This is a genomic window from Hyphomicrobium sp., from assembly GCF_036780825.1.
Taxonomy (GTDB): Bacteria; Pseudomonadota; Alphaproteobacteria; order Rhizobiales; family Hyphomicrobiaceae; genus Hyphomicrobium_C.
Map to the genome: position 1 here is coordinate 24,560 of NZ_DAIQCD010000015.1, position 22,663 is coordinate 47,222.

At 65.5% G+C, this 22,663-nt stretch carries 21 protein-coding genes; 7 read left to right on the forward strand and 14 right to left on the reverse strand.

Features of this window, described 5'->3' with window-relative positions; translation table 11 throughout:
• Positions 1-114: 114 nt before the first annotated feature.
• Entirely contained in the window at positions 115-2,364 is a 2,250-nt protein-coding gene (gene parC / locus V7P99_RS08330) for a DNA topoisomerase IV subunit A (RefSeq protein ID WP_333794340.1), read from the reverse strand.
• A gap of 177 nt (positions 2,365-2,541) precedes the next feature.
• On the opposite strand from parC, the gene V7P99_RS08335 reads away from it, so the two are divergent.
• Positions 2,542-3,252 carry a CAP domain-containing protein gene (locus V7P99_RS08335; protein WP_333794341.1) on the forward strand — a complete coding sequence of 237 codons (711 nt, stop codon included), beginning with the start codon at positions 2,542-2,544 and terminating at the stop codon, positions 3,250-3,252.
• 49 nt (positions 3,253-3,301) lie between these two features.
• Here V7P99_RS08335 and recO read toward each other — a convergent pair whose 3' ends face one another.
• The 8 genes from recO to rpoZ form a co-directional block, all read right to left on the reverse strand.
• Positions 3,302-4,045: a DNA repair protein RecO gene (gene recO / locus V7P99_RS08340; protein WP_333794342.1), complete on the reverse strand. Its 744-nt coding sequence runs from the start codon at positions 4,043-4,045 to the stop codon at positions 3,302-3,304.
• Between the two features lie 62 nt (positions 4,046-4,107).
• Positions 4,108-5,061 carry a GTPase Era gene (era, locus tag V7P99_RS08345; protein WP_333794343.1) on the reverse strand — a complete coding sequence of 318 codons (954 nt, stop codon included), beginning with the start codon at positions 5,059-5,061 and terminating at the stop codon, positions 4,108-4,110.
• Positions 5,054-5,761, reverse strand: coding sequence for a ribonuclease III (rnc, locus tag V7P99_RS08350; protein WP_333794344.1), 708 nt, complete (start codon positions 5,759-5,761; stop codon positions 5,054-5,056). The genes era and rnc overlap by 8 nt, the downstream gene beginning before the upstream one ends.
• 9 nt (positions 5,762-5,770) lie before the next feature.
• A complete protein-coding gene (gene lepB / locus V7P99_RS08355) occupies positions 5,771-6,553 on the reverse strand; it encodes a signal peptidase I (protein WP_333794345.1) in 783 nt (260 codons plus the stop codon).
• Between the two features lie 130 nt (positions 6,554-6,683).
• The gene (acpS, locus tag V7P99_RS08360; RefSeq protein WP_333794346.1) at positions 6,684-7,085 is read right to left on the reverse strand and encodes a holo-ACP synthase; all 402 of its coding nucleotides are present in this window, start codon (positions 7,083-7,085) and stop codon (positions 6,684-6,686) included.
• A complete protein-coding gene (locus V7P99_RS08365) occupies positions 7,082-7,858 on the reverse strand; it encodes a pyridoxine 5'-phosphate synthase (RefSeq protein WP_333794347.1) in 777 nt (258 codons plus the stop codon). Before V7P99_RS08365 ends, acpS begins: the two co-directional genes overlap by 4 nt.
• 93 nt (positions 7,859-7,951) lie before the next feature.
• Positions 7,952-10,252: a RelA/SpoT family protein gene (locus tag V7P99_RS08370; protein ID WP_333794348.1), complete on the reverse strand. Its 2,301-nt coding sequence runs from the start codon at positions 10,250-10,252 to the stop codon at positions 7,952-7,954.
• Positions 10,253-10,382: 130 nt separating this feature from the next.
• A complete protein-coding gene (rpoZ, locus tag V7P99_RS08375) occupies positions 10,383-10,805 on the reverse strand; it encodes a DNA-directed RNA polymerase subunit omega (protein ID WP_333794349.1) in 423 nt (140 codons plus the stop codon).
• Between the two features lie 421 nt (positions 10,806-11,226).
• Here rpoZ and V7P99_RS08380 point away from each other — a divergent pair, with 421 nt between their 5' ends.
• From V7P99_RS08380 to V7P99_RS08390, 3 genes are all read left to right on the forward strand, one after another.
• Positions 11,227-11,844 (forward strand): LabA-like NYN domain-containing protein, encoded by a 618-nt coding sequence (locus V7P99_RS08380; RefSeq protein WP_333794350.1) that lies wholly within the window; start codon positions 11,227-11,229, stop codon positions 11,842-11,844.
• 127 nt (positions 11,845-11,971) lie between these two features.
• Positions 11,972-12,664, forward strand: a complete 693-nt coding sequence (locus tag V7P99_RS08385; RefSeq protein WP_333794351.1) for a uracil-DNA glycosylase — start codon at positions 11,972-11,974, stop codon at positions 12,662-12,664.
• A gap of 129 nt (positions 12,665-12,793) precedes the next feature.
• Complete coding sequence (locus tag V7P99_RS08390) at positions 12,794-13,213, forward strand: DUF3775 domain-containing protein (protein WP_333794352.1); 420 nt, start codon at positions 12,794-12,796, stop codon at positions 13,211-13,213.
• Positions 13,214-13,229: 16 nt separating this feature from the next.
• Here the strand turns inward: V7P99_RS08390 and V7P99_RS08395 are convergent, their stop codons facing one another.
• The 3 genes from V7P99_RS08395 to dapA are packed head-to-tail and all read right to left on the reverse strand — an operon-like array spanning position 13,230 to position 15,208.
• Complete coding sequence (locus V7P99_RS08395; protein ID WP_333794353.1) at positions 13,230-13,772, reverse strand: peroxiredoxin; 543 nt, start codon at positions 13,770-13,772, stop codon at positions 13,230-13,232.
• A 39-nt stretch (positions 13,773-13,811) separates the two neighbouring features.
• Positions 13,812-14,291: an SsrA-binding protein SmpB gene (smpB, locus tag V7P99_RS08400; RefSeq protein WP_333794354.1), complete on the reverse strand. Its 480-nt coding sequence runs from the start codon at positions 14,289-14,291 to the stop codon at positions 13,812-13,814.
• Positions 14,292-14,317: 26 nt separating this feature from the next.
• Complete coding sequence (gene dapA / locus V7P99_RS08405; RefSeq protein WP_333794355.1) at positions 14,318-15,208, reverse strand: 4-hydroxy-tetrahydrodipicolinate synthase; 891 nt, start codon at positions 15,206-15,208, stop codon at positions 14,318-14,320.
• A 417-nt stretch (positions 15,209-15,625) separates the two neighbouring features.
• Here dapA and V7P99_RS08410 point away from each other — a divergent pair, with 417 nt between their 5' ends.
• From V7P99_RS08410 to chrA, 3 genes are all read left to right on the forward strand, one after another.
• A complete protein-coding gene (locus tag V7P99_RS08410) occupies positions 15,626-17,743 on the forward strand; it encodes a lytic transglycosylase domain-containing protein (protein WP_333794356.1) in 2,118 nt (705 codons plus the stop codon).
• A 71-nt stretch (positions 17,744-17,814) separates the two neighbouring features.
• A complete protein-coding gene (locus V7P99_RS08415) occupies positions 17,815-18,735 on the forward strand; it encodes an alpha/beta fold hydrolase (protein ID WP_333794357.1) in 921 nt (306 codons plus the stop codon).
• Between the two features lie 193 nt (positions 18,736-18,928).
• Positions 18,929-20,152: a chromate efflux transporter gene (gene chrA / locus V7P99_RS08420; protein ID WP_333794358.1), complete on the forward strand. Its 1,224-nt coding sequence runs from the start codon at positions 18,929-18,931 to the stop codon at positions 20,150-20,152.
• A gap of 9 nt (positions 20,153-20,161) precedes the next feature.
• On the opposite strand, the gene V7P99_RS08425 is transcribed toward chrA, so the two are convergent.
• Positions 20,162-22,096: a sodium:solute symporter family transporter gene (locus V7P99_RS08425; RefSeq protein ID WP_333794359.1), complete on the reverse strand. Its 1,935-nt coding sequence runs from the start codon at positions 22,094-22,096 to the stop codon at positions 20,162-20,164.
• The gene (locus V7P99_RS08430; RefSeq protein ID WP_333794360.1) at positions 22,093-22,524 is read right to left on the reverse strand and encodes a DUF4212 domain-containing protein; all 432 of its coding nucleotides are present in this window, start codon (positions 22,522-22,524) and stop codon (positions 22,093-22,095) included. The genes V7P99_RS08425 and V7P99_RS08430 overlap by 4 nt, the downstream gene beginning before the upstream one ends.
• Positions 22,525-22,663 lie beyond the last annotated feature (139 nt).

Sequence of the window (22,663 nt, forward strand, 5' to 3'; positions counted from 1 at the left end):
CTCTCCTAACGGGGTGTTACGCAGGAGGCAAGGCACGCCGGCGCGGCGTGCTTGTTTTCAGGGCGCACCGTGTCTATCAGAGCGGTCCCGAGCGCATGGATCGGAGACGAAAAATTAGCGGAAGCGAGGGCCGAACCGGTTGGAGCGCGGGAAGCCGCGGGGTGCTGCGCGGCCAGCCTGGGAGCGGCTTCCAACCCACTCCCCGAGGTCCGACCAGGCGAGCGTGAAGCTGCGGCCCGCGGTATCGAGCCAGGAGAGCCCCTCCTTTTTCGCGAACACGCAGACATCCGCAAGCGCGCCATCCTTGAGGCGCTGCAGGATCGTACCCTTGCCGCGGGACATCTCGTTCACCTCGCTCAACGGAAACACGAGCATCTTGCGGTTCTCGCCAATCGTCGCGACGTGGTCGCCCTCGGCCGGAACGCACACGCCCGCCTCCTCGCCGACGGCCACGTTCAGCACCTGCTTCCCCTTGCGCGTGGACGCGATCACCTCGTCCTCCGGCACGACAAAGCCGTAGCCGCCGGTGCTCGCCACCAGCAGCTTGCGGCCGGGCCGGTGCACGAAGCATTCGACGAAGTCCTGGTTCTCCTCGAGGTCGACCATGAGGCGCACGGGCTCGCCATGGCCGCGGCCGCCCGGAAGATGGCTGGCCTCCAGCGTGAAGAAGCGGCCGTTGGTGGCGAAGAGCACGAGCTTGTCGGTGGTCTGCGCCTTCACCGCATATTTCAAGCTGTCGCCCTGCTTGAAATCGAGCTTCGAGAGGTCGTCGTGATGGCCTTTGAGCGCGCGGATCCATCCCTTCTCCGACAGGATGACGGTGATTGGCTCCTTCTCGACAAGCGCCGCGTCGAGATCGACGTCGATGTCTGGCGCGTCCGCGAAGCTGGTGCGGCGGCGGCCGAGCGCCGTCTTCTTCGAGTAACGCTCGCGGGTGGCACGCACCTCTTCTGAGATGCGATCCCATTGCAACTCCTCGGAGGCGAGAAGCTCATTCAGGTTGCGCTGCTCGCCTGAGAGCTTGTCGTGCTCGGCCTTGATTTCGACCTCTTCTAGCCGCGACAGGCTTTTCAGACGCAGGTTGAGGACCGCATCGGCCTGCACCTCCGAGAGCTTGAAGCGCTCGATCAGCTTGGCCTTCGGGTTGTCCTCGAAGCGGACGATGCGGATCACCTCGTCGATGTTGAGGTACGCGATCAGGTAGCCGTCGAGAACCTCGAGCCGGTGCTCGATCTTCTTCAGGCGATACCGCGAGCGGCGCACCAGCACGTCGATGCGGTGCTCAAGCCACTGCTTCAAGACATCGCGCAGCGACAGCACATTCGGGATCTGGCCGGCCGAGAGCACGTTCATATTGAGGCCGAAGCGGACCTCGAGCTCGGTGAGGCGGAACAGGCTTTCCATCAGCAGAACGGAATCGACCGTGCGGCTCTTGGGCTCGAGGATCAGGCGAATCTCCTCCGCGGATTCGTCGCGCACGTCGCCGAGCAGCGGCAGCTTCTTCTCGGTCAGAAGCTCTGCGATCTTCTCGATCAGCTTGGCCTTCTGCACCTGATAGGGGATCTCGGTGACGACGATCTGATAGCCGCCGCGGCCCGTGTCCTCCTTCGCCCACTTCGCGCGCAGGCGGAAGCCACCACGACCGGTGCGGTAGGCTTCGAGGATGTGCTCGCGCGGCTCGACCAGAACGCCGCCCGTCGGGAAGTCCGGCCCCGGAATCATCTCGACCAGCTTCTCGAGCGTCGCGCTCGGATGCTTGATCAAGTGCAGGAGCGCGGCGCAAAGCTCATCGACGTTGTGCGGGGGAATGTTGGTCGCCATGCCGACGGCGATGCCGGCGGAGCCGTTGGCCAGCAAGTTCGGGAAGGCCGCCGGAAGAACGGTCGGCTCCTGCTCCCGCCCATCGTAGTTGGGGCGGAACGTGACCGTATCCTCGTCGATGCCTTCGAGCAGATCGGCGGCGACCGGCGTCAGACGCGCTTCGGTATAGCGGTCGGCGGCCGGGTTATCGCCGTCGATGTTGCCGAAGTTGCCCTGGCCGTCGACAAGCGGATAGCGCACGGCGAAATCCTGCGCGAGGCGCGCGAGGGCGTCATAGATCGCCTGGTTGCCGTGGGGATGGAAGTTGCCCATCGTCTCGCCGACGATCTTGGCACACTTCCTATACCCGCTATCGGGATCGAGGCCCAATTCGCGCATGGCATAGAGAATGCGCCGGTGCACGGGCTTCAGACCGTCGCGCACGTCGGGCAGCGCGCGGTGCATGATGGTGGATAGCGCGTAGGCGAGGTAGCGCTCTTCGAGCGCGTCCTTGAGCAGGACCGGCTCAATGGGGCCGGATCCTAGAATCGGTTTGTCTGTCATGGCGTTTGGTTACTGCTCCACGGGGCGCGCCTCAAGTGCTGCGGCGCCACAGGTTGCAGCGGCACACAGTTCGTTGCCATTTTTCCGCAAACCCGGGACCGCGCAAGGGCGCTGCCTTGCCTTCGCCGCCGTTGCGCCCGATCCTCAGAATCGATCTCCGCCAGCCAGCCATCCGCCATGCCTGCCGATCTTCCCGACATTCCGGTCGTCGAAACCCAGATCATCGAGATGACGAACGCCTATCGCGAGCGCCAGAACCTCGGTCTGCTGAAGGCGAGCCCGAGCCTTGCCCAGGCCGCGCGCGCCTATGCGGCGTTTCTCGCGAAGAGCGGTCTCTTTTCGCACACGGCCGACGGCCGCCAAGCGGGCGATCGCATCTCCTCGGCGGGCTACGCATGGTGCCAGATCGGCGAGAACCTCGCCATGCACCTCGACAGCCGCGGCTTCGAAGCGCGAGTGCTCGCTGAGAAATCGGTTGAAGGATGGATCAACTCGCCTCCGCACCGGGCGAACCTCGTGGCGCCGCTCATGACGGAGATTGGCGTCGGCGTCGCCCAGGCGCCGGACAAGAAGCCGAAGTTCATCTCCGTGCAGCTCTTCGCGCGCCCGCAAGCGCTCACCTACGCATTCCAGATCGCGAACACGACATCGGAGAGCATCGCCTACTCGTTCGCGGGTGAGGCACACGAGATCAAGCCACGCCACGCGGTGACGCACTCGTCCTGCAGCCCGGGCGAGATCAGCTTCGACCGCTTCGGGGCTGGGCTGTGGTCCAAAGGGCTATCTCTCCGCTATGAGGCGCGCGACGGATTGCTCTACAGGCTCGAGCCCGATGCCGCAGACGGCGGCGTGCGCATTGCCGTGACGCCGCTCGAACGCGCGCGGTGAGCTGTTTAGAGCCGTTCCCCGATTCCACCTAAAGCGGAACGGCTCTAGATCACGAGAGAAACCCGGCTTCGTCGAGACGGTGAAGCTGCGCCAGGAACCGCACGCGTGCCGCCGGCCCTTCCTCACCGCGTGGACGGAAGATCCGCGTTTCCAGGAAGTGGCCGGTCAGGGCGAAGGCGCTCGCGATGTCACCGGGCGCAGGCGATGTCTTGCGGCCCGGCAGCAGAAACGCCGGCAGGGAAAGCAGCCGGTCGTGATACGGCTCGCCGGCAGATGCCGATACGGCGCGGCCCGTCTTCGGCGAGACGTAGATGAGATCGTCGTTGCCACCGGTCGCGGCGCACTGCGTGAGATCGAGGCCGAAACCCAGCTCCTCGAGCAGCGCCAGCTCCCAACGGGCGAGCAGTGCCGGCCAGACGCTCGCGTCGTCGAGATAGGCGAGCACGAACAGCGTCACCTCATAGAGATTGGGATGGGGATCGCGCTCGGGCAGCAGACGGGCGAGCGCCGTCATCGACGTCAGGCCTGCAAGCGCCGCAGGATCGTCCATGGCGCCGGCCGCGTAGCCGCGGATCAGCTCGACCGTCATGTGGCCAAGGTGATCGGCAAGGCGCGCCTTCCAGGTGACATCGACGTGATTGCCGATCTGGAGCACGGGGCGTGTCCGGCGCGAGCGGCCGCCGTGCACGAGGCCGAGGTGGCGGCCATGCGCGCGCGTGAAAATCTCCACCACGGCCGCCGTCTCACCATGGGGCCGGACAGACAGGATGACGCCTTCGTCGGACCAGTTCATGGGGGAAGCTTAGCCGATTTCGCCGCCAACGCGCCCCTCCGCTCCGCGAGGGTGTGGGGCGGTCAGTCGTCCGAAGGAAACTCGAGGCCCATCTCGCGGTAGCGCGCGGGGTCGCGATCCCAGCCCTCGCGCACCTTGACGAAGAGGAAGAGATGCACCGGCGCGCCGACGATCTCGGTCAGCTCGGTACGAGAGGCTTGGGAGATTTTCTTCACCGTCTGGCCGCCCTTGCCGAGCACAATGCTCTTCTGGCTGTCGCGCTCGACGTAGATCGTCTGGTCGATGCGCACCGACTTGTCGCGGAGCGTCTTCCACGACTCGGTCTCGACCGTAATCTGATAGGGCAGCTCGTCGTGGAGGTTGTCGTAGATCTTCTCGCGCGTCACCTCGGCGGCGAGCTGGCGCATCGGAAGATCGGAGAGCTCGTCCTCCGGATAGAGCCAGGGGCCTTCCGGCACGTGGGCCGCGAGATAGCGCTTGAGCTCCGCGACGCCGTTGCCGGTGAGAGCCGCGATCATGAAAACGGCCTCAAACGTGAGGCGCTGCGAGAGATCCTGAACCAGGGCCAGCAGGCGGCTCTTGTCTGCGACCCGGTCCACCTTGTTCAGGACGAGGATCGGCTTGACGTTCTGCCCGGCAAGCCGCGCGATCAGCGGCTCCACCTCCTCGTCGATACCCTTGGCGGCGTCGATCAGCACCAGAACCTGATCGGCATCCTGGGCGCCCGCCCAGGCGCTTGCGACCATCGCCTTGTCGAGGCGGCGGCGCGGCGCGAAGATGCCCGGCGTGTCGATCAGCACGAGTTGGCTGGCGCCCTCGACGGCGATGCCGCGGACCTGGATGCGCGTGGTCTGCACCTTGCGCGAGACGATCGTCACCTTGGCGCCGACCAGCGCGTTGACAAGCGTCGACTTGCCGGCGTTCGGCACACCGATGATGGCGATCACGCCACAGCGCGTGGGGCCTGCTGCCCCCGCGCCGGCGTCGGCGTCCGCTGCTTCCCGCTTCTCAACCAACTTGACGCTTCTCCAAAATACCTTCCCGCTCGAGCATGACGGATGCGGCCGCCTGCTCGGCCGCGCGCTTCGAGGCCCCCTGGCCGCGCGCGGGCGGGCGCCCCTTGATCCGGACTTCGGACGTGAAGCTTGGCGCGTGATCGGGGCCGGTGCGCTCCACTTCCACGTAGGTCGGCAGCGCGAGGCCACGGCCCTGCGCCCATTCCTGCAAGGCGGATTTCGGGTCCGCCGCCGCATGGCCGAACGAGACCTCCTCGTTCTCCCACAAATGGCGCACCACGTCGCGCGCCTTGTTGTAGCCCGCCTCGAGGAAGATGGCGCCCAGCACCGCCTCGACCGCATCGGCGAGGATGGTCGCCTTGAGGCGGCCACCGCTTCCGGCTTCGCTCTCGGAAAGCATCAGGAACTCGCCCAGGCCGAGCGCCCTGCCAACGCTGGCGCAGGTCTCTCCTCTCACGAGGCGGTTCAAATGCCGCGCAAGCTCGCCTTCGGTGGCGTCGGGATAGGTTTCCTCGAGAAGCTCGACGATGGCGAGGCCAAGCACCCTGTCTCCGACGAACTCGAGGCGCTCGTTATCCTCGCGGACCTTCTTCGCGCCGCGCAGGCTGGCATGCGTCAACGCACGCGTCAGCAGCGCCTCGTTCTTGAAGCGATAGCCGAGCCTTTTCTCCAGCGTCTTGTACTTGCGGGCTTTGAACATCAGCCGCTCTCAGCGGACAAGGTCGAAGATCCGACTCCAGCGAATGTCAAAGGGCCATGTCCATGGCGATGTCCAGCGCATGGCGTCCGGCTCGTCGATGGCGGCCGAGAAGAAGATGATCTCCGCGCGCCCGACAAAGTTCTCGAAGGGTACGTAGCCCACCGAGGCGCGGCTGTCGGAGGAATTGTCCCGATTGTCGCCCATCATGAAATACTTGCCGGCCGGCACCTTGAAGACGTCCGTGTTGTCGAACTCGCCTTCGGGCTCGAGGTCGAGCACGGTATAGGTCGGTCCGCCATCGGGCAGCGTCTCGAGGTAGCGCTTGTAGACCACGCGGCGGCAATGCCGGTAGTAGGGGTCGCACTCGACGTTCGTAAAATCGTCCTTGTACACCTTGGGCACGGCAACGCCGTTGATGTGGAGGACGCCATCCTTCATCTGGATCTCATCGCCGGGCAGGCCGACCACGCGCTTGATGTAATCGACGGATTCATCTTGCGGCAGACGGAATACGGCCACGTCACCGCGCTTCGGCTCAGTGGCGAAGATGCGGCCCGAGAACAGATTGGGGCTGAACGGAAACGAGAAGCGGCTGTAGCCATAGGCCAGCTTCGAGACGAACAGATAATCGCCGATCAATAGCGTCGACTTCATCGATCCGGAAGGGATGTTGAACGGCTGATAGAAGAATACGCGCACGACCATCGCGATCGCGAGGGCCTGCACGATGATCTTCGCGGTTTCCCCCCAGCCGGATCCCGCCTTGGCCTTGGAGTTCGTGTCCAGGCTCATCTCCTGCTCCTTGGCCCGCCGGGTAGTCCGGGGGCGGCTTGAACCCTGCTCGCTATACCGGCTCAGGGCGCGCTGTGCAAACAGGTCTGCGGCCGCAGGGGTCCTGCACCGCCACACCCAGCTTAATGGTTCATGCGGCCGGCAAGGCCGAAATGATTACGACGGCCTCGGCGAGCGGAAAATCGTCCGTGAGGGCAAGATCGATGCGGGGACGGCATCCCGCCGGCGTCAAGCGAGCCAGATGATTGGCCGCGCCGCCGGTGAGGGCCAGCGTCGGGCGCCCGGACGCGAGATTGATGACCCCCATGTCGCGCCAGTAAACGCCGTCCCTGAGGCCGGTGCCGAGCGCCTTGGCGCACGCCTCCTTGGCCGCGAAACGCTTGGCGTAAGAGGCCGCCCGCGCCGCCCGGCCGTCAGATTTCGCGCGCTCGATATCGGTGAAGATGCGGCTCAGGAAGCGCTCGCCGAAGCGGGCGATGGTGGCCTCGATCCGCCGGATGTCGACGATATCGTTGCCGATCCCAATGATCACGCCAGCACCCGGCTCGCGGCCGCATGGCGCGCCTCGTCCATCAGGGAGCGCATGCGCCGCACCGCCGCAGGCAGGCCGCCGAAGATCGCCTCGCCGATCAGAAAATGGCCGATGTTGAGCTCGACCACCTCGGGCATGCGGGCCAAGGCCGCGACCGTATTGAATGTCAGCCCGTGCCCGGCATGGACCTCGAGGCCGCGCGCCGCGGCTTCGGAAGCGCCCTGGGCGAGGCGCGCCGCCTCGGCTGCCATGCCCCGCGCGTCATCGGCCGCGGCATATTCGCAATAGGCGCCAGTGTGCAGTTCGACGATGTCAGCGGCAAGCTCCGCGGATGCCTCAATGGCACGGGGATCAGGCTCAATGAAGAGCGAAACGCGGATGCCGGCAGCCTTGAGGTCCGCAATCACCGGGGCCAGCATGGCTTTCTGCCCGACCACATCGAGACCGCCCTCGGTGGTGCGCTCCTCCCGCCGCTCCGGCACGAGGCAACAGGCGTTCGGCACATGGCGCAGCGCGATGGCGACCATTTCGGGCGTCGCCGCCATCTCGAGGTTCAAGGGACGCGTCAGCTCGCTCTTCAAGCGCGCGATATCGGCGTCCGAGATATGACGACGATCCTCGCGCAGGTGCGCGGTGATGCCATCAGCGCCCGCCTCGACCGCAAGATGCGCCGCGCGCAGGGGATCGGGATGGCGCCCGCCGCGCGCATTGCGGATGGTGGCGACGTGATCGATGTTCACGCCCAGGCGAAGATAGCTCAGACCTTTCGTCATCGTGCTTTCATATCCATTGCTCGTCACGGGCACTCGTACGCGTAGCCCCTTCCAGCGCTGAAAAGGGGCCGTTTCAGTGGAGGCGTAAGGCCGTCATTCAAAGATACGCTCGACCTTGGTGACCACCGCTTTCGCCTTGAGGCCGTTGATGATCTGGTTCAGGTGCGCGAGATCCCAGACTTCGAGGCCGATGCGCATTTCAGTGAAATCCAAGGCGCGCCGCAGCATTTTCAGATTGTCGATGTTGCCGCCCGCCTGACCGATGACGTCGGCGATCTCGGCCAGCGCCCCGGGCCGATTGGGCGTGGTGACGCTGATCAAGGCTGGAAAACGCTCCGGATTTTCCGGATCGACATCCCAGGCGACATCGATCCAACGCTCGTGCTCGTATTCCTGGAGGCGGGGCGAGTGGATCTGGAAAATGCGGATGCCCTCGCCTGGCGCCAAAACTCCGACGATGCGGTCTCCCGGCACAGCGCCGCCCGCTTCGAATAGTAGCGGCATGTCGTTCCTCACGCCACGGATCGGAACGCCGCGGGTGCGGCCGGACAGAGTGTCCGCCGACGCACTCTCCGTGCTCGAGGATCCGCCAAAGCGCAGCTTGCTCGCTGCCGCGCGCGTCAGTCTCTGCCAGCCCTTGGCCCTGGCCGGCTCTTCGGAGCGCGGGGCGGCGCCGACCGAAACCACGCCTTCCGGCACCACGGCGCGCACGACATCGTCGATCTTCACCTCGTTGCGCGCCACCGCGGCCAAAAGATCGTCGAGGCTCTTCTGCGAAAGCCGCGCCAGCACCTTCTTCACGCCTTCGTCGGAATAGGTCTCGCCGATACGTTCGAACGCCGACATGAGGAGACGGCGGCCGAGCTCGGCATACTGGCGGCGGATGGCATCGCGGGCGGCGCGGCGAATGGCGGAGCGTGCGCGCCCGGTGACGGCGAGGCTCTCCCATGCCGCAGGCGGCGTGTGCGTCTTCGAGGTCTTGATCTCAACCTCGTCGCCGTTCCTCAGGCGGGTATCGATCGGCATGTGCCGGCCGTTGACGTAGGCGCTCACGGCCCGGTTGCCGACGTCGGTATGCACGGCATAGGCGAAGTCGAGCGGCGTGGCGCCACGGGGCAGCGCGATCAGGCGCCCCTTCGGCGTGAAACAGAACACCTGATCCTGGAACAGCTCCAGCTTCGTGTGCTCGAGGAACTCCTCCGGGTTCGATCCCTCGAGCAGCGTCTCGACGAGGCGGCGCAGCCACTGATAGGGGCCGCTCTCCTTGTCGCTGAACACGAGGGTTTTAGGCGTAGCCAGACTGGCGCCGCTGCCGTTGATCCTCTGCGCGTTGGGCGAGCTTTCGGTGCTCTCCACATTTATGCCGTCCTTATAGAAGGCATGCGCCGCGACACCGTACTCGGCCACCTCATGCATGGCGCGGGTACGGATCTGCAATTCCACGCGCTGGTGGCGCGGCCCTACGACGGTGGTGTGGATCGACTGATAGTTGTTCTGCTTCGGTGTCGAGATGTAGTCTTTGAAGCGGCCCGGAACGGTGCGCCACGTCTGGTGCGCGACGCCGAGCACGCGGTAGCAGTCGTCCACGGTGCCGACGATGACGCGGAAGGCGTAGATGTCGGACAGCTGCTCCATGCTGATCTGCTTGTTGGCCATCTTGCTCCAGACGGAGTACGGCTTCTTCTCGCGGCCGGACACTTCCGCCTCCATGCCGACCTCGGCCAGCATGGCGTGGAGCGCGCTCTCGATCTCCTCGACGAGACCCTCGTTGCGCAGGCGCAGCTCCTCAAGCTTCTCGGTGACGGTCGTATAAGCGTCCGGATTGAGCCAGCGGAAGGCGTGCTCCTCGAGCTCGTCGCGCAGAGCCTGCATGCCCATGCGGCCGGCAAGCGGCGCATAAATCTCGAGCGTCTCTTCAGAAACACGCTTCCTCGCCTCGGGCTTCATGTGCTCGAGGGTGCGCATGTTGTGCAGCCGGTCCGCCAGCTTGACGAGCAGCACGCGGATATCGCTCGAGATAGCGATCAGGAGCTTGCGGAAATTCTCCGCCTGCTCCGCCTTCTTTGACACCAGATCGAGGCGCTTGATCTTGGTGAGGCCATCGACGAGCGACCCGATCTCAGGGCCGAACAGCTGATCGATCTCGGCGCGCGTGGCGTCGGTGTCCTCAATCACATCGTGGAGCAAAGCCGTGGCGATGGTCGCGTCGTCGAGCTTGAGCTCGGTCAGGATCGCCGCCACTTCGAGCGGGTGCGAAAAATAGGGCGCGCCGGACGCGCGCTTCTGGTTGCCATGCGCGCGCATGGCGTACACATAGGCGCGGTTGAGCAGCGCCTCGTCTGCAGACGGATCGTAACTCTGTACTCGCTCGACGAGCTCGTACTGACGCATCATGGTCCGAACACACTCCCGGCGCCGCCCAGCACCACGCTTCACGCCTGTCTGGCGCGCTCCAGAAAGAAGAAGAACGCCTCAGGTCGTCAGAAACCGATGCTCAACGCAACGGCCGTGGCTGTTTAGCCTCTCAGCGGCCGCGCTCGCGCGGCATGCCTCCGTTGGAGGACGGTTCGGACGGCGTCATGCTCTCAAGGCCGCGCAGAAGCTGCTCTTCGGTGAGCACGTCGACCTGGGTATCGGACGCCTGATCGTCACGACCGAGCACGGGCGCGCGACGCTCTTGCGGAAGAACGGGCGCGGCGGCGGCCTCAGGCTCGTCGACCTCGACGTTCTTCTGAATTGAATGAATGAGGGATTCGCGCATATCCTCAGCGGGGATCGTGCGCTCGGCGATCTCGCGAAGCGCGATCACCGGATTTTTGTCATTATCTGGGTCGACAGTGATTGCGCTGCCGTTGCTGATCGAACGAGCCCGGTGCGCTGCGAGCAGGACAAGCTCGAAGCGGTTGGGGACTTTATCGACGCAATCCTCAACTGTGACGCGTGCCATTCGCTAGCACCCCTCTCTGGTGTGTCGCAGATGATGCGGAGTAAAACCTTCGGTTGCCACAACCCGTGAAGGCGCAGCTTACCTCTCAAGAGGGGTTAATTGCCACGAAATGGGCCTTTCGGCAAGTCCACCCATGAAATCGGGGCACGAGGGTAAACCCGGCGCGGCAATTGGTTTCAAGCGGTTGCAATTCCTAGCGGAGCCCCCACTTCCAATGCAAACTGTCGTTGGACTCGATCCGGACGCGCTGGTGGCACACGGACGTAAGGCAATTTTCACTCTCGTTCGATTTCTTCCGTGCAAGATCGTTGCTCATTGCTGTTAAGAAGCGAACCACCTTCCGGTATGTTTGGCCAATGGCTTCGATTTCCGTGCATGGACCAACCAGCACACTGCCCATTTTCGCTCAAGGATAACAACAATGCACTTCTACCAAGGCGAGCGCATCGCGCTATTTATTGATGGCGCAAATCTCTATGCGACCTCAAAGGCCCTGGGATTCGACGTCGATTACAAGCGGTTGCTGGCTCTGTTCCGCCAAAAGGCCCAGCTCGTCAGGGCGCTTTACTATACGGCGCTCACCGAAGACCAGGAATACTCCTCCATCCGGCCGCTGATCGACTGGCTCGACTACAATGGGTTTACCATGGTCACCAAGCCGACCAAGGAATTCACGGACGCGTCGGGCCGGCGCAAAGTGAAGGGCAACATGGATATCGAGCTTGCGGTCGATGCCATGCGGCTCGCCGATACGCTGGACCATATCGTGCTCTTCTCTGGCGACGGAGATTTCCGTGGACTGGTGGCGGCTCTGCAGCAGAAGGGGCGCCGCGTCAGCGTCGTCTCGACGCTCCAGACGCAGCCGGCGATGGTGGCGGACGAACTTCGCCGCCAAGCGGACCAGTTCATCGACCTCGCGGATCTCGAGCATCTCATCGGACGGGATGCCGCCAACCGCAGCAGCGGGCGCTCGACGCCGGGGCGCGGGCACCGCGACCATTACAGCGAGACCGATCACGTCTCTGAGGAAGAGGTCTAACTGGGTTCGCCGGGCGGCTGGCGGCCCGGCGCTACGCAGCAAGCCTACGCAACCGCGCTTTTGCGGCCCCTTGCCGGACGGCGGCCCACGCGCTCTTCTACGGCGCTCAGGTCGAATCGTCGGAACAATGACCAACGCACCTCATCCTCAAACTCCGTCACCCGCACCGTTTCCTCCGGAGGCGCCGCGCGACTGTGGGCTTTGCCCGCGTCTCGTCTCTTACCGCCACGAAGCGGAGCGGGCCGAGCCGGCCTGGTTCAATGGCGCGGTGCCCTCATTCGGCGTCGATAAGGCGCGGCTCCTGATCGTCGGGCTGGCGCCGGGGATGCGCGGTGCCAACCGGACCGGACGCCCGTTCACGGGCGATTATGCCGGCGAACTCCTCTACTCGACGCTCCTTACTTTCGGATTTGCGGAGGGCGTGTACCGCGCGGACCCCGAGGACGGCCTTCGCCTCGTGGACTGCATGATCACTAATGCCGTGCGGTGCGTGCCGCCGGGCAACAAGCCCCTGCCGGTGGAGATCGCCACCTGCCGCGGCTATTTCTCGGCACGGCTCGCGGCCCTTCCACGGCTCAAGGCCCTGGTCGTTCTCGGCCGTGTCGCGCACGAGCAGACGATCACCACGCTCGGGCTCAAGAAGAGCCAATTCCCATTCCGCCATGGTACGCGCCACGAGGCTGGGCCGCTCGCGCTCTTCGACAGCCTGCACTGCTCGCGCCTCAACACAAACACCGGCCGGCTCACGACCGAGATGTTCCACGCCGTCTTCCGCGATGTGCGGGCCTATCTGGACGGCCTCCCGAACGGCGCGCGCTGAACGCGTTCAAAGACCCTCTCGGCGACGCTTTCCTCTTCAAGGTTTTCGGGTTGACGCCTATCATCTGACGCACGGAAGGCCGGACGCCCGCCGCTGGGCGATCCTCTCATGTCTCGCCGGAGGACATCCATGGCCGCCAAGCCCGTGCTCGAAATCGCACCCGAGAAGGTGGCGCACGTCATCATCAAGGCGCGCGAGTACGACGCCAAGGTCGGCGCCTGGAACACGTCGACGAGCGAAGGCGACGCCGACGAGGATCCGAACGCTATCCTCGAGGACTTCGCCAACGATGCGACCGCCGCGGAGATCGCCGGGTTCATCGATGCGCTCAATGACGACGAGCAGGTGCAGTTGGTTGCGCTGGCCTGGGTGGGGCGCGGCACCTTCGAGCCGGAAGAGTTCGAGGAGGCCGTGGAGACGGCGCGCAGCCAGCGCGGCGATGCGACGGCAAGCTATCTCCTCGGGCTGCCGCTTCTCGCCGACTATCTGGAGGAGGGGCTCGAGAAGCTTGGCTACTCGGCCGGCGACATCGAAAGCGATGTGCTGTGATCGCGTTTTTGAGCCGTCACTGCGAAAGAGCGCTCAGCAGATCGCGGGCGTGGGTGTGCGGCGGATGTACGGGGTAGATGGCGCGCTCTATTGCGCCGTCGCTCAGAACCAGCGTTAGCCGTTTGAGGTAGACGACGCCACCCGTCTCGAACGTCGGCAAGCGAAGCGCTGTACGCAACGCACCCGCGGCATCGGAGAGGAGCGGAAACGGCAGGCGAAGGCGGGCGGCAAATTCCTGCTGCTCCTCCGTCGTCTGGCCGCTCATGCCTACGACGTCGATGCCGACCTCGCGGAATGCCCCGTACGCCTCGCCAAACCCTTCCGCTTCGGGTGTCGAGCCATGGGCGCCCGGTATGTCATCCCATCGTGGCGGGTTTGGACGACCTGGGCGACCGGTCCACGGATACGCAAAGACAATGCAGCGGCCAGCGAGGCGGGACAGCGATACGGCTAGGCCCTCGGTGGAGGCCAGAGAAATGTCGGGAAGCACGACGCCCGACACGAGGTGGGACGCAGCGCCATCATCCAGAGGTGCCGGCCACGGCCAGGGTGCGCTCATCGCGGGTCGGCCCCGCTTGCGGCTCGGTCGCCCGTCACGTCAGCCCTTCTCGCGCAACAGACGTGCCTTCTGGCGGTCCCAGTCGCGCTTGGCGGCGGTCTCGCGCTTGTCGTGGAGCTTCTTGCCTTCCGCCAGGGCGAGCTTCAGCTTGGCGCGGCCGCGCGCGTTGAAATAAAGCTCGAGCGGCACGATCGTCATGCCTTTGCGCGACACGGCGTTGAAGAGCTTGGCGAGCTCGCTCTTGCGTAGGAGCAGGCGGCGCTTGCGGCGCGGCTCATGCTGGAAGAAACGGCCCGCCTGCTGATACTCCGGGATATGGGCGTTGATCAGGCAGAAGCTACCGTCGTCCTCGAACGAGGCGAAGCTCTCGGAAATATTGGCCTGGCCGGCGCGCAGGCTTTTGACCTCGGTGCCCTTGAGCTCGATGCCGGCCTCGTAGTCATCCGTGATGAAGTACTCGTGGCGTGCTTTCCGGTTCTCGGCCACGAGCCGGCGGCCGTCATCCTTCTTGGCCGACATGGCTCTTTATTCTTTCTATGATCTTTCTATTCGGCGGCGGCCGCCTGCAGCAGGCCCACCTTGGCAAGCGCCGCGTCGACGACTTTCTTCGCCCGATCGGATATCGCGACCATCGGCAAGCGCATATCGGGCGCACATAGACCGAGGCGCGAAGCAGCATATTTCACGGGGCCGGGATTCGTCTCAACGAACAGCGCGTCAAACAGCGGCAAAAGCCGGTCCTGCAGTGCGAGCGCAGCGGCAAAGTCTCCCTTCATCAGCGTGTTCTGGAGCTCTGCGCACAGGCGCGGGGCGACGTTGGACGCCACCGAGATGCAGCCGTGCCCGCCGTGGGCAGCAAGCGCGAGCGCCGTCACGTCCTCGCCGGAGAGCTGGATGAAGTCCGGCCCCATGGCGGCACGCTGCTGGGACACACGCGCCAGATTGGACGTCGCGTCCTTGACGCCGACGACGTTCTTCAACTCGAAGATCCGCGCCATGGTCTCGACCGACATATCGACGTTGGTGCGGCCTGGAATATTGTAGATGAGGATCGGAATGCCGACGCTATCGTTGATGGCCTTGAAGTGCTGGTAGAGCCCTTCCTGGCTGGGCTTGTTGTAATAGGGGTTGACGATCAGGAGCCCGTCGGCCCCGGAGCGCTCCGCGTGCTGGGAGAGCTCGATCGCCTCATCCGTGGCATTCGAGCCGGTGCCGGCGATCACGGGCACACGCTTGCGGGCGACTTCGATCGCGATGTCGATGACCCGCTTGTGCTCATCGAAATCCAAAGTTGGGCTTTCGCCCGTCGTGCCGGTCGGCACGAGCCCGTGCGTGCCCTCGGAGATCTGCCACTCCACGAGCCGGCGCAGCGCCTCCTCGTCGAGCTGGCCATTCTTGAACGGCGTGATTAGCGCCGTGATGGAGCCCCTAAACATTCGCCCTCGATCTCTCGTTGCCTCGTATGCCGCACAGCACTCCCGCCATCGTGCCGTGGCAGACCGCCCGATCGACGTGTACTTTACGGGCCAGGGCACCTTGACGCCAACGCGCGAGTTTGTACCTTCACCCTAATTCGCTTGTCTCGGCAACGGCCTTAAATGCGGCTGAGAAGGTGAACATTATGCGCTCGTGTGGCAGGCCGCAAGCCGACGCAGCGTTTGAGGTTGCATACCGCTTAATTCAGACGGAAAGCCAGCCGTATCGGGGGCGGCGCAGACCTAATCCCCATTTCCATTAACTGGCGCTCTCGCGGCGCCACGGCGAGGATGAGCGTGATCGGACCAACCTCCGCAGCAAGCCTACGTCACAGCCGGCTGGGGGCATGGATGCCCGGCCGCAGAGCCCTGGCCTTGATGGTTGCCTTGGTCGCCGCAACGTCCATCGGGGCGGCGCAAGGCAAGATGCCGAAGCCCGCCAATCCTTCTCAAGCGGAGCGCGAGCATATCCAGCGCCTCGACAAGGCCATCGCGCCGCTGGCGACGTTCACGCTGAGCGCGGGCGATGCGCAGCGGCTACGCGATGCGATTCGAGCGCTTTCCGGCGCCAAGGCGGATGTCGCAGCGGCCGAGGCCATCAAGCGGCAGATCGACGATCCCGTGGCGCGGAAGCTTGTCGACTGGTTCCGGCTGCGCAAGGGGCTAGGAGAGGCTCGCGAATACCGCGCGTTCCTCGATGCGAACCCTGCCTGGGGCGATCGCACCACCCTCACGGCGAAGTTCGAGGAGGTGCTGTTCAAGCAGGGCGGCAGCTCGGGCGAGATCAAATCCTATTTCACAGATCGCGAGCCGCAGACCGGCGTCGGACTTGCGGCGCTTGCATCGGCCCATCTGGCCCTCGGGGAGACGGATGCGGCGCGCCGTCTCGCCGCGCGAGCCTGGCGTGAGACGATCCTGCCCGCCGCGCTCGAGCCCGGCTTCCTGGCGCGGTTCGGCCCGCTGCTCACCAAGGCGGATCACAAATGGCGGCTCGACCGGCTGCTGCTCGACGATATCCGCTGGCAGGGCGAGAAGAAGCAGCGCGCGGCCATCGTGAAGCGCGTCATCGCGTTGCTGCCGGCTTCCGAGCAGAAGAAAGCACAAGCGCGCCTCGCTGTGTTCCTCGGCTCCAAGACGGCGCTTAAGGACATCGAGGCGCTGCCCGCCGAGCAAGCCCCCGACTGGGGCCTCGTGTTCCATCGCATCCAGGCGCTGCGGCGCGCGGGCAAAGCCGACGAGGCGGCGAAGGTCATGCTCAGTGCGCCGACAGAGGAAGCGCGCATCGTGGCGCCGGACGCCTGGTGGATCGAACGGCGCGCGCTTGCCTACGCGTCCCTGAAGGCCGACAATCCGAAGCTCGCGTATGCGCTCGTGCGCGAAGCGGGGCCGCTCGGCGCCAATCCGCTCAAGGACCAGGCGTTCATGGCTGGATGGCTGGCTCTGCGCTATTTGCAAGACCCGAAGCGGGCCGAGGTCCACTTCCAGGCCCTGAACAAGGCGGCGGACGGCCCACTGAGCCGCGCCAAGGCCCGCTACTGGCTCGGCCGCACGGCGGAGGCACAAGGCCAGCGGGCCGCGGCCGACGAATATTACCGGCAGGCGCTGTCCGATCCGGACACGTTCCACGCGCTGCTTGCGCGCCAGAAGCTCGAGCCGGGGCGTCTCGCCATCACCACATCGGCTCCCAAGGCGCCCTCCGCGGATGAGATCCGCGCCTTCATCGCCCATGACGCCGCCAAGGCCGTCGTGATCGCGAAGAGCGCGGGGCTCGACGCCAGCGTCATGCGTACGTTCCTGGTGCAGCTCAGGATGTTCCACATCAAGAACGAAGCGGAGCTCGCGATGGTGGCGCACCTCGCCGAAGCCGTGGGCGATACGCAGTCTGCCGTGCGCGTCGCCAAAGCCGGCATCGCGCGCGGCCACAACCTCTACTACTACGCCTATCCGGTGCATCCCTTCCCGGCCTACACGCCGCTGCGCAAGCCGCCGGAGACGGCGTTCCTGCTGGGCCTCGCCCGCCAGGAGACCGAGTTCAATACGCTCATCGTTTCGGGCGCGGGGGCCAAGGGGCTCCTTCAAGTGATGACGATCACTGCCAAGCACGTCTGCCGCGATTACAAAATCAAGTGCGACATCGACAGGCTGACTTCCGACCCGGCCTATAACACCATGCTCGCTTCGGCCTACGTCGGCGACCGCATGCAGGAGTTCTCGGGCTCGTATATCCTGACGCTCGCCGGCTACAATGCGGGACCCGGACGGGCCCGCCAGTGGATCCGCGAGTTCGGAGATCCGCGGAACCCGAAGGTCGATCCCATCGATTGGATCGAGCGGATCCCGATCCAGGAGACGCGCGAATACGTGGGCAAGGTGCTGGCCAACATTCAGATCTACCGCTCGCGGCTCGGCGAGGAAGAGGCGGCGCTGAGGCTCGAGGAGGATCTCAACCGGGCGCGCGTGGCGGCCGGCGGAAAAAGCGGAAAGTCGGATGGGTAGTTCTTGGCTTTGAAGTGAGCGCTCTTCAGGGCTGGGCGCCCCGAGGAAAGCTAACAGCAGGGTTGTTTTGCATGTCGCGCCTCGAGCAAGCGTATCGGGACATCTACTTCACCGCCCGCGACGGGCTGAGGCTCTATGGCCGCCACTATCCGGCGGCATTCCAGAACAGCGCACAACGGCGTCCTGTCGTCTGTCTCGCGGGGCTGACGCGCAACGGGCGGGATTTCCACGTCATCGCCGAGGCGCTTTCGCAGCACGCAGAGGCTCCGCGCGACGTCTATACATTCGACTATCGCGGACGCGGGCTTTCGGAGAACGATCCGGACTGGCGCAACTATTCCGTGCCGCTCGAAATGACGGACGTGCTCGATTTCATGACCGTCACGGGCACGGCTGGTGCCGCGATCCTCGGCACCTCCCGCGGCGGCCTCATCGCCATGGTGATGGCAGTCGCTCAGCCGCGCTCCGTGGGGCCCGTGGTGCTGAACGACATCGGCCCTGTCATCGACCAGAAAGGTCTCGGGCGCATCGCCGCTTACGTGGGGCGCATTCCGCTGCCCGCCTCCTGGAAGGACGCCGGAGCCCTCGTCCAGGACATGGGCAAGCGCGCCTTTCCCGCCATCTCGGCGGCGGAGTGGGAAGAGGTGGCGCGGCAATGGTTCAACGAGCGCGACGGTCGGCCGGCGCCGGGATACGATCCGGCGCTGTCAAACGCGCTGTCGGTGCTCGACGGGCCGATCCCGCAGCTCTGGCCACAGTTCGAAGCGCTGAAGCGCGTTCCGGTTCTGGTGCTCAGAGGCGAAACCTCGGACATCCTATCGACCGAAACGGTGGAGGAGATGGCGAGACGGCATCCGGCGTTGTCGACGTATGTGGTGAAGGGACAGGGGCATGCACCTCTCCTGCGCGATCGGGAGAGCATCGACGCCGTCGCGCGCTTCCTCGCGACCACGGAAGCCGCCGAATGGCAGCCGAGGCTGGCCTACGGCTAGAGCCGTTCCGGCTCAAAATTCTCCCGCACCGCAACATACGTGCATGGCGCTCGCCCGATCAGCCAGCCGCAAGGCTGCATGTCGGCGCGCGGACCATCAGAACCAACCTTGTCATAGGCTTGCATTTGTTTCGGCGGCATGGTTGCCGCCAGGAGACGCGCAGGCCTCGAGGTTGCCGGAAAGTGATCAAGCGATGAGAGAAGCGGAAGCGGTGGCCGGCGGCGCACGCTGGCAGGAGGGCTCGCCGGGAGAAGTGTTCCTGGCCTTTCTCAAGCTCGGCCTTACGTCCTTCGGCGGTCCCATCGCCCATCTCGGCTATTTCCGGCACGAGTTCGTGGAGCGGCGGCGCTGGATCGACGATCAGGGCTATGCCGATCTCGTCGCGCTGTGCCAATTCTTGCCCGGCCCCGCGTCGAGCCAGGTCGGCTTCGCATTGGGATTGTTGCGCGGCGGCCCGCTCGGCGCGCTCATGGCCTGGGTCGCGTTCACGCTGCCGTCGGCCTTGCTACTCGCCGCCTTCGCCTACGGCGCATCGAGCCTTGGCGGGCCAATCGGTACGGGCGCGATTGCTGGGCTCAAGATCGTAGCCGTGGCTATTGTCGCCCAGGCGGTGCTGGGGATGGCGCAAAACCTCTGCCCCGATCGGCAACGGGCTACCATCGCCCTTGCCGCCGCCGTGCTCGCTATCCTGTTCACGGGCGCATGGGGCCAGGTCGCGGCTATTGCGGCCGGCGGTGCAGCGGGGCTGATCGTCAGTCGCGCGGACGGCACGCCGGTCTCAGGCCACATACGCTTTCCCGTGGTGCGCGCCGCGAGCCTTCTTTGCCTCGGGCTCTTCGCCGCGCTGCTGGTTGGCCTGCCGTTGGCGCTTGCCGTCGCGCCGTCACAGAGCCTCGCCCTCTTCGATGCCTTCTATCGCGCGGGCGCGCTCGTTTTCGGCGGCGGGCACGTCGTGCTGCCTCTTCTCGAATCGGCGGTCGTCGATACAGGCTGGACGACACACGACCAATTTCTCGCCGGCTACGGTGCCGCGCAGGCCGTCCCCGGACCGTTGTTCACATTTGCCGCCTATCTCGGTGCGGTGCTTACGCCGGAACCGAACGGGCTGCTCGGGGCGGCGATCGCCCTCATTGCCGTCTTCCTTCCGGGCATGCTCCTGCTTGTCGGCGTTATTCCCTTCTGGGACGCGCTGCGCATCCGTTCCGGCACGCAAGCCCTGATGCGGGGCGCAAACGCCGCCGTCGTTGGCATCCTTGGGGCGGCACTTTACGATCCTCTTTTTACGACGGGGATCACCAGCCCTCACGCGTTCGCCTTGGCGCTCACCTGCTTCGTGCTGCTGGTCGTGTGGAAAGCTCCACCTTGGCGCGTCGTCCTCGTCGCTGCGGCGGGTGGCGCCCTCATCGGACTTCTATAAAGCTCAGAATCACGCAGCGTGCGCGGTTGTTGTTGCCGGTCTGCGCCGGCGCGTCAGAAGGCTCACGAGCACGAGCACGGCGAACCCAACCGGCACGCCGAAGACAGCGCCGGATGCGCCGTCAATGCCGAACCAGTTAGCGAGGCCCGCGCGTGCGGCCGTGCCGCGAGCGAGCCCGTCGAGGGCTTCCGCCGCCGCAGCCCTCACCTCTTCCGTCTCACCCTCGCGCGCCTCGGCTTCCAGCGCCCCGAATTCCTCGATGGCGAACTCGCCTGCGTTCGAAAGCGGTGCCGAGACGCGGTAGAAGGCGGCGGGAGCCGCCGCGATGCCGATCTCGTAGCAGAGCGTTACGCCTCCACCCGCAAGGATGGCTGCGACAGCGCCGGCAGCTGTAGCGCGCGGCCAGGAGAGGCCAAGCACCAACACCGGAAACAGGCCGGCCGCCGCAAGCGAGAGTACCGACACGACAATCGTGACGAGACTGTCCGCCCTCAACACCATGGCACATGCTGCGGCTGCTGCCGCAAGGAGGAACGCCAGCATGCCGTGCCAGGGCGGCCGGCCGTCCCGGCGCGGGGTGTCCTCCCCGTTGTTAAACAGCGTAGCGACGCTCCGGACGAACGCGGCGGCAACGACGACCGCAGCCGCAAGCCCGGCAACGAGGATCCAATCCGGGGCGCCAGACAAGGCCGGCAGAGCGAGCAGCACTCCCGCCGGCTCGATGGCGAGCGCAGCCTGGCTGAGCGTTCCGGTTTCATCTCCCGCCGCAACGGCCGCAGCCGGAAGCACCTGCCCGACATATGCTTGCCACAGCTCGCCTGGAGACGCGCCGTTGAGGCTTTGCGCGGCTGCCAGCATGGCGGCGCGAGCTTCATCGCCTAGGGCGCGCCAGGCTTCACCCAGAGCCGGTGCGTGGACGGCAAAGCGATCGGCGATGGCGTGCGGGTCGGTGCCGGCGGCCGCGACTGCCTTCGCCAGCTGATCGAGCATGGCAAGCGAGGTGCCGTGGACGCGGGCGAGATCGGCGTGGAGCGGGGCTTCGAGCCATCGGGGCAAGTCGGCGAGCGGCGCTCCGGCAGCCATGGCGCTATAGATCTCGAGCTTGGCGTAGGCGGCAAGCGCCGGAACCGAGATCAGGATCAGCATGACGAAAAAGACGCTCCAGGCGCCGGCGAGACGAACGTCGGGAGGGCGTCCCACGGCGGCGAGTGCAGAGACGAGTTGCGGCAGCACGGCCGTACCCAGCCCGAGCGAGATGACGAGCGCGGCGGTGTCGAGCTGCGTGAAGCGCACGAATGGCGCCACATGGACGGAGAAGGTATCGAAGTCGACGAGGCCGCTTTCGATGAGCCGCTCTTCGAGATCGGCGACGGCGGAAAGCGCCTGCCCATAAGCGATATGCGGAATGACGAGCCCGTGCGCCTTGATGGCGAGCAAGGCCAAGAGCGTCAGGATGCATCCCGCGAGGAGAGCATAAGCCAACGTGGCGAGCTGCGCGAACCGGCGATCTCCCAGCATGAGCGCGGCCGCAACGGAAAGCGTCAGCGCTGCGATTAGCGCAGCCGCATAGGGCACGCCGAGCAGGGCCGCTCCAAGGAACCCCGCAAAGGCGAGTTCGGCCGCAAGGAGAGGCACGGCGACGAGAGCGATGATGATTGCGCCGGCGATGGCCGCTCTCGTCCCGAACCGCGCGTTCAGCGCTTCCGGAATTGTCCGCGTACCGAGGCGCGCCAAGCGCGGCGCGATCAGCACCCCCGCCAGCACGACGCCCGTCAGGAGGCCGAGGCCATAGGCCAGATGATCGAACCCGGCCAGGACGACGAGCCCCGGCAGCGCCGCCAGAAGAGCGACGGGAACCGCGCGTCCGGCGATCGAGATGCCAAAGAGCACGCGTCCCGCGGGGCCGGCGGCGGCATGGGCGGGCGCTCTCATCACCTCATTCACGGATCACCCTCCGCGGCATCGATCCCGTTCTGGCGGAGAGCCCAGATGAAGGCGAGCACAGCAAGACCGATCAAAGCGCCTTGGGCAGCAAGGAAATAGCCAAGCGGCACGCCTCCCACGCGAACGAGGCTCAGAGGCTCGGCAACGAGCGGCAGGCCGATCGAAAGGAGCGCTACGAAGATGAGCGCGGTTGCTGTCGTGCGCGCGGTTCGCAATGCGTGCCGACGCTCAGGGTAACAAGCGATGGCGCGGCGGATCATGCCGGCAGCGATCAGCAGCACGCCGCTTGCCAGAAGGAGCGCGAGCCCCCCGTAGCCGAGCAGCAGCAGGATATCGATCCCCGATGCACCGGGAACGAGCCCGCCCACGCCCGACAGCACCGCAATGGCAAGAACGAGCAGCAGGACGCCCAGCGCGATCTCGATCATGTCCCCTCCGTCAGGCGATAACTATCTGCGCAAAACGAGACGCAGGGCAATCGCTGTCCGCCCGAGACGAGGAACGAGCGGCACCGAGCCTCGAGCGCGCCACGATCCGGTCGACACGAAACAAATTCGGGGCGGCCTT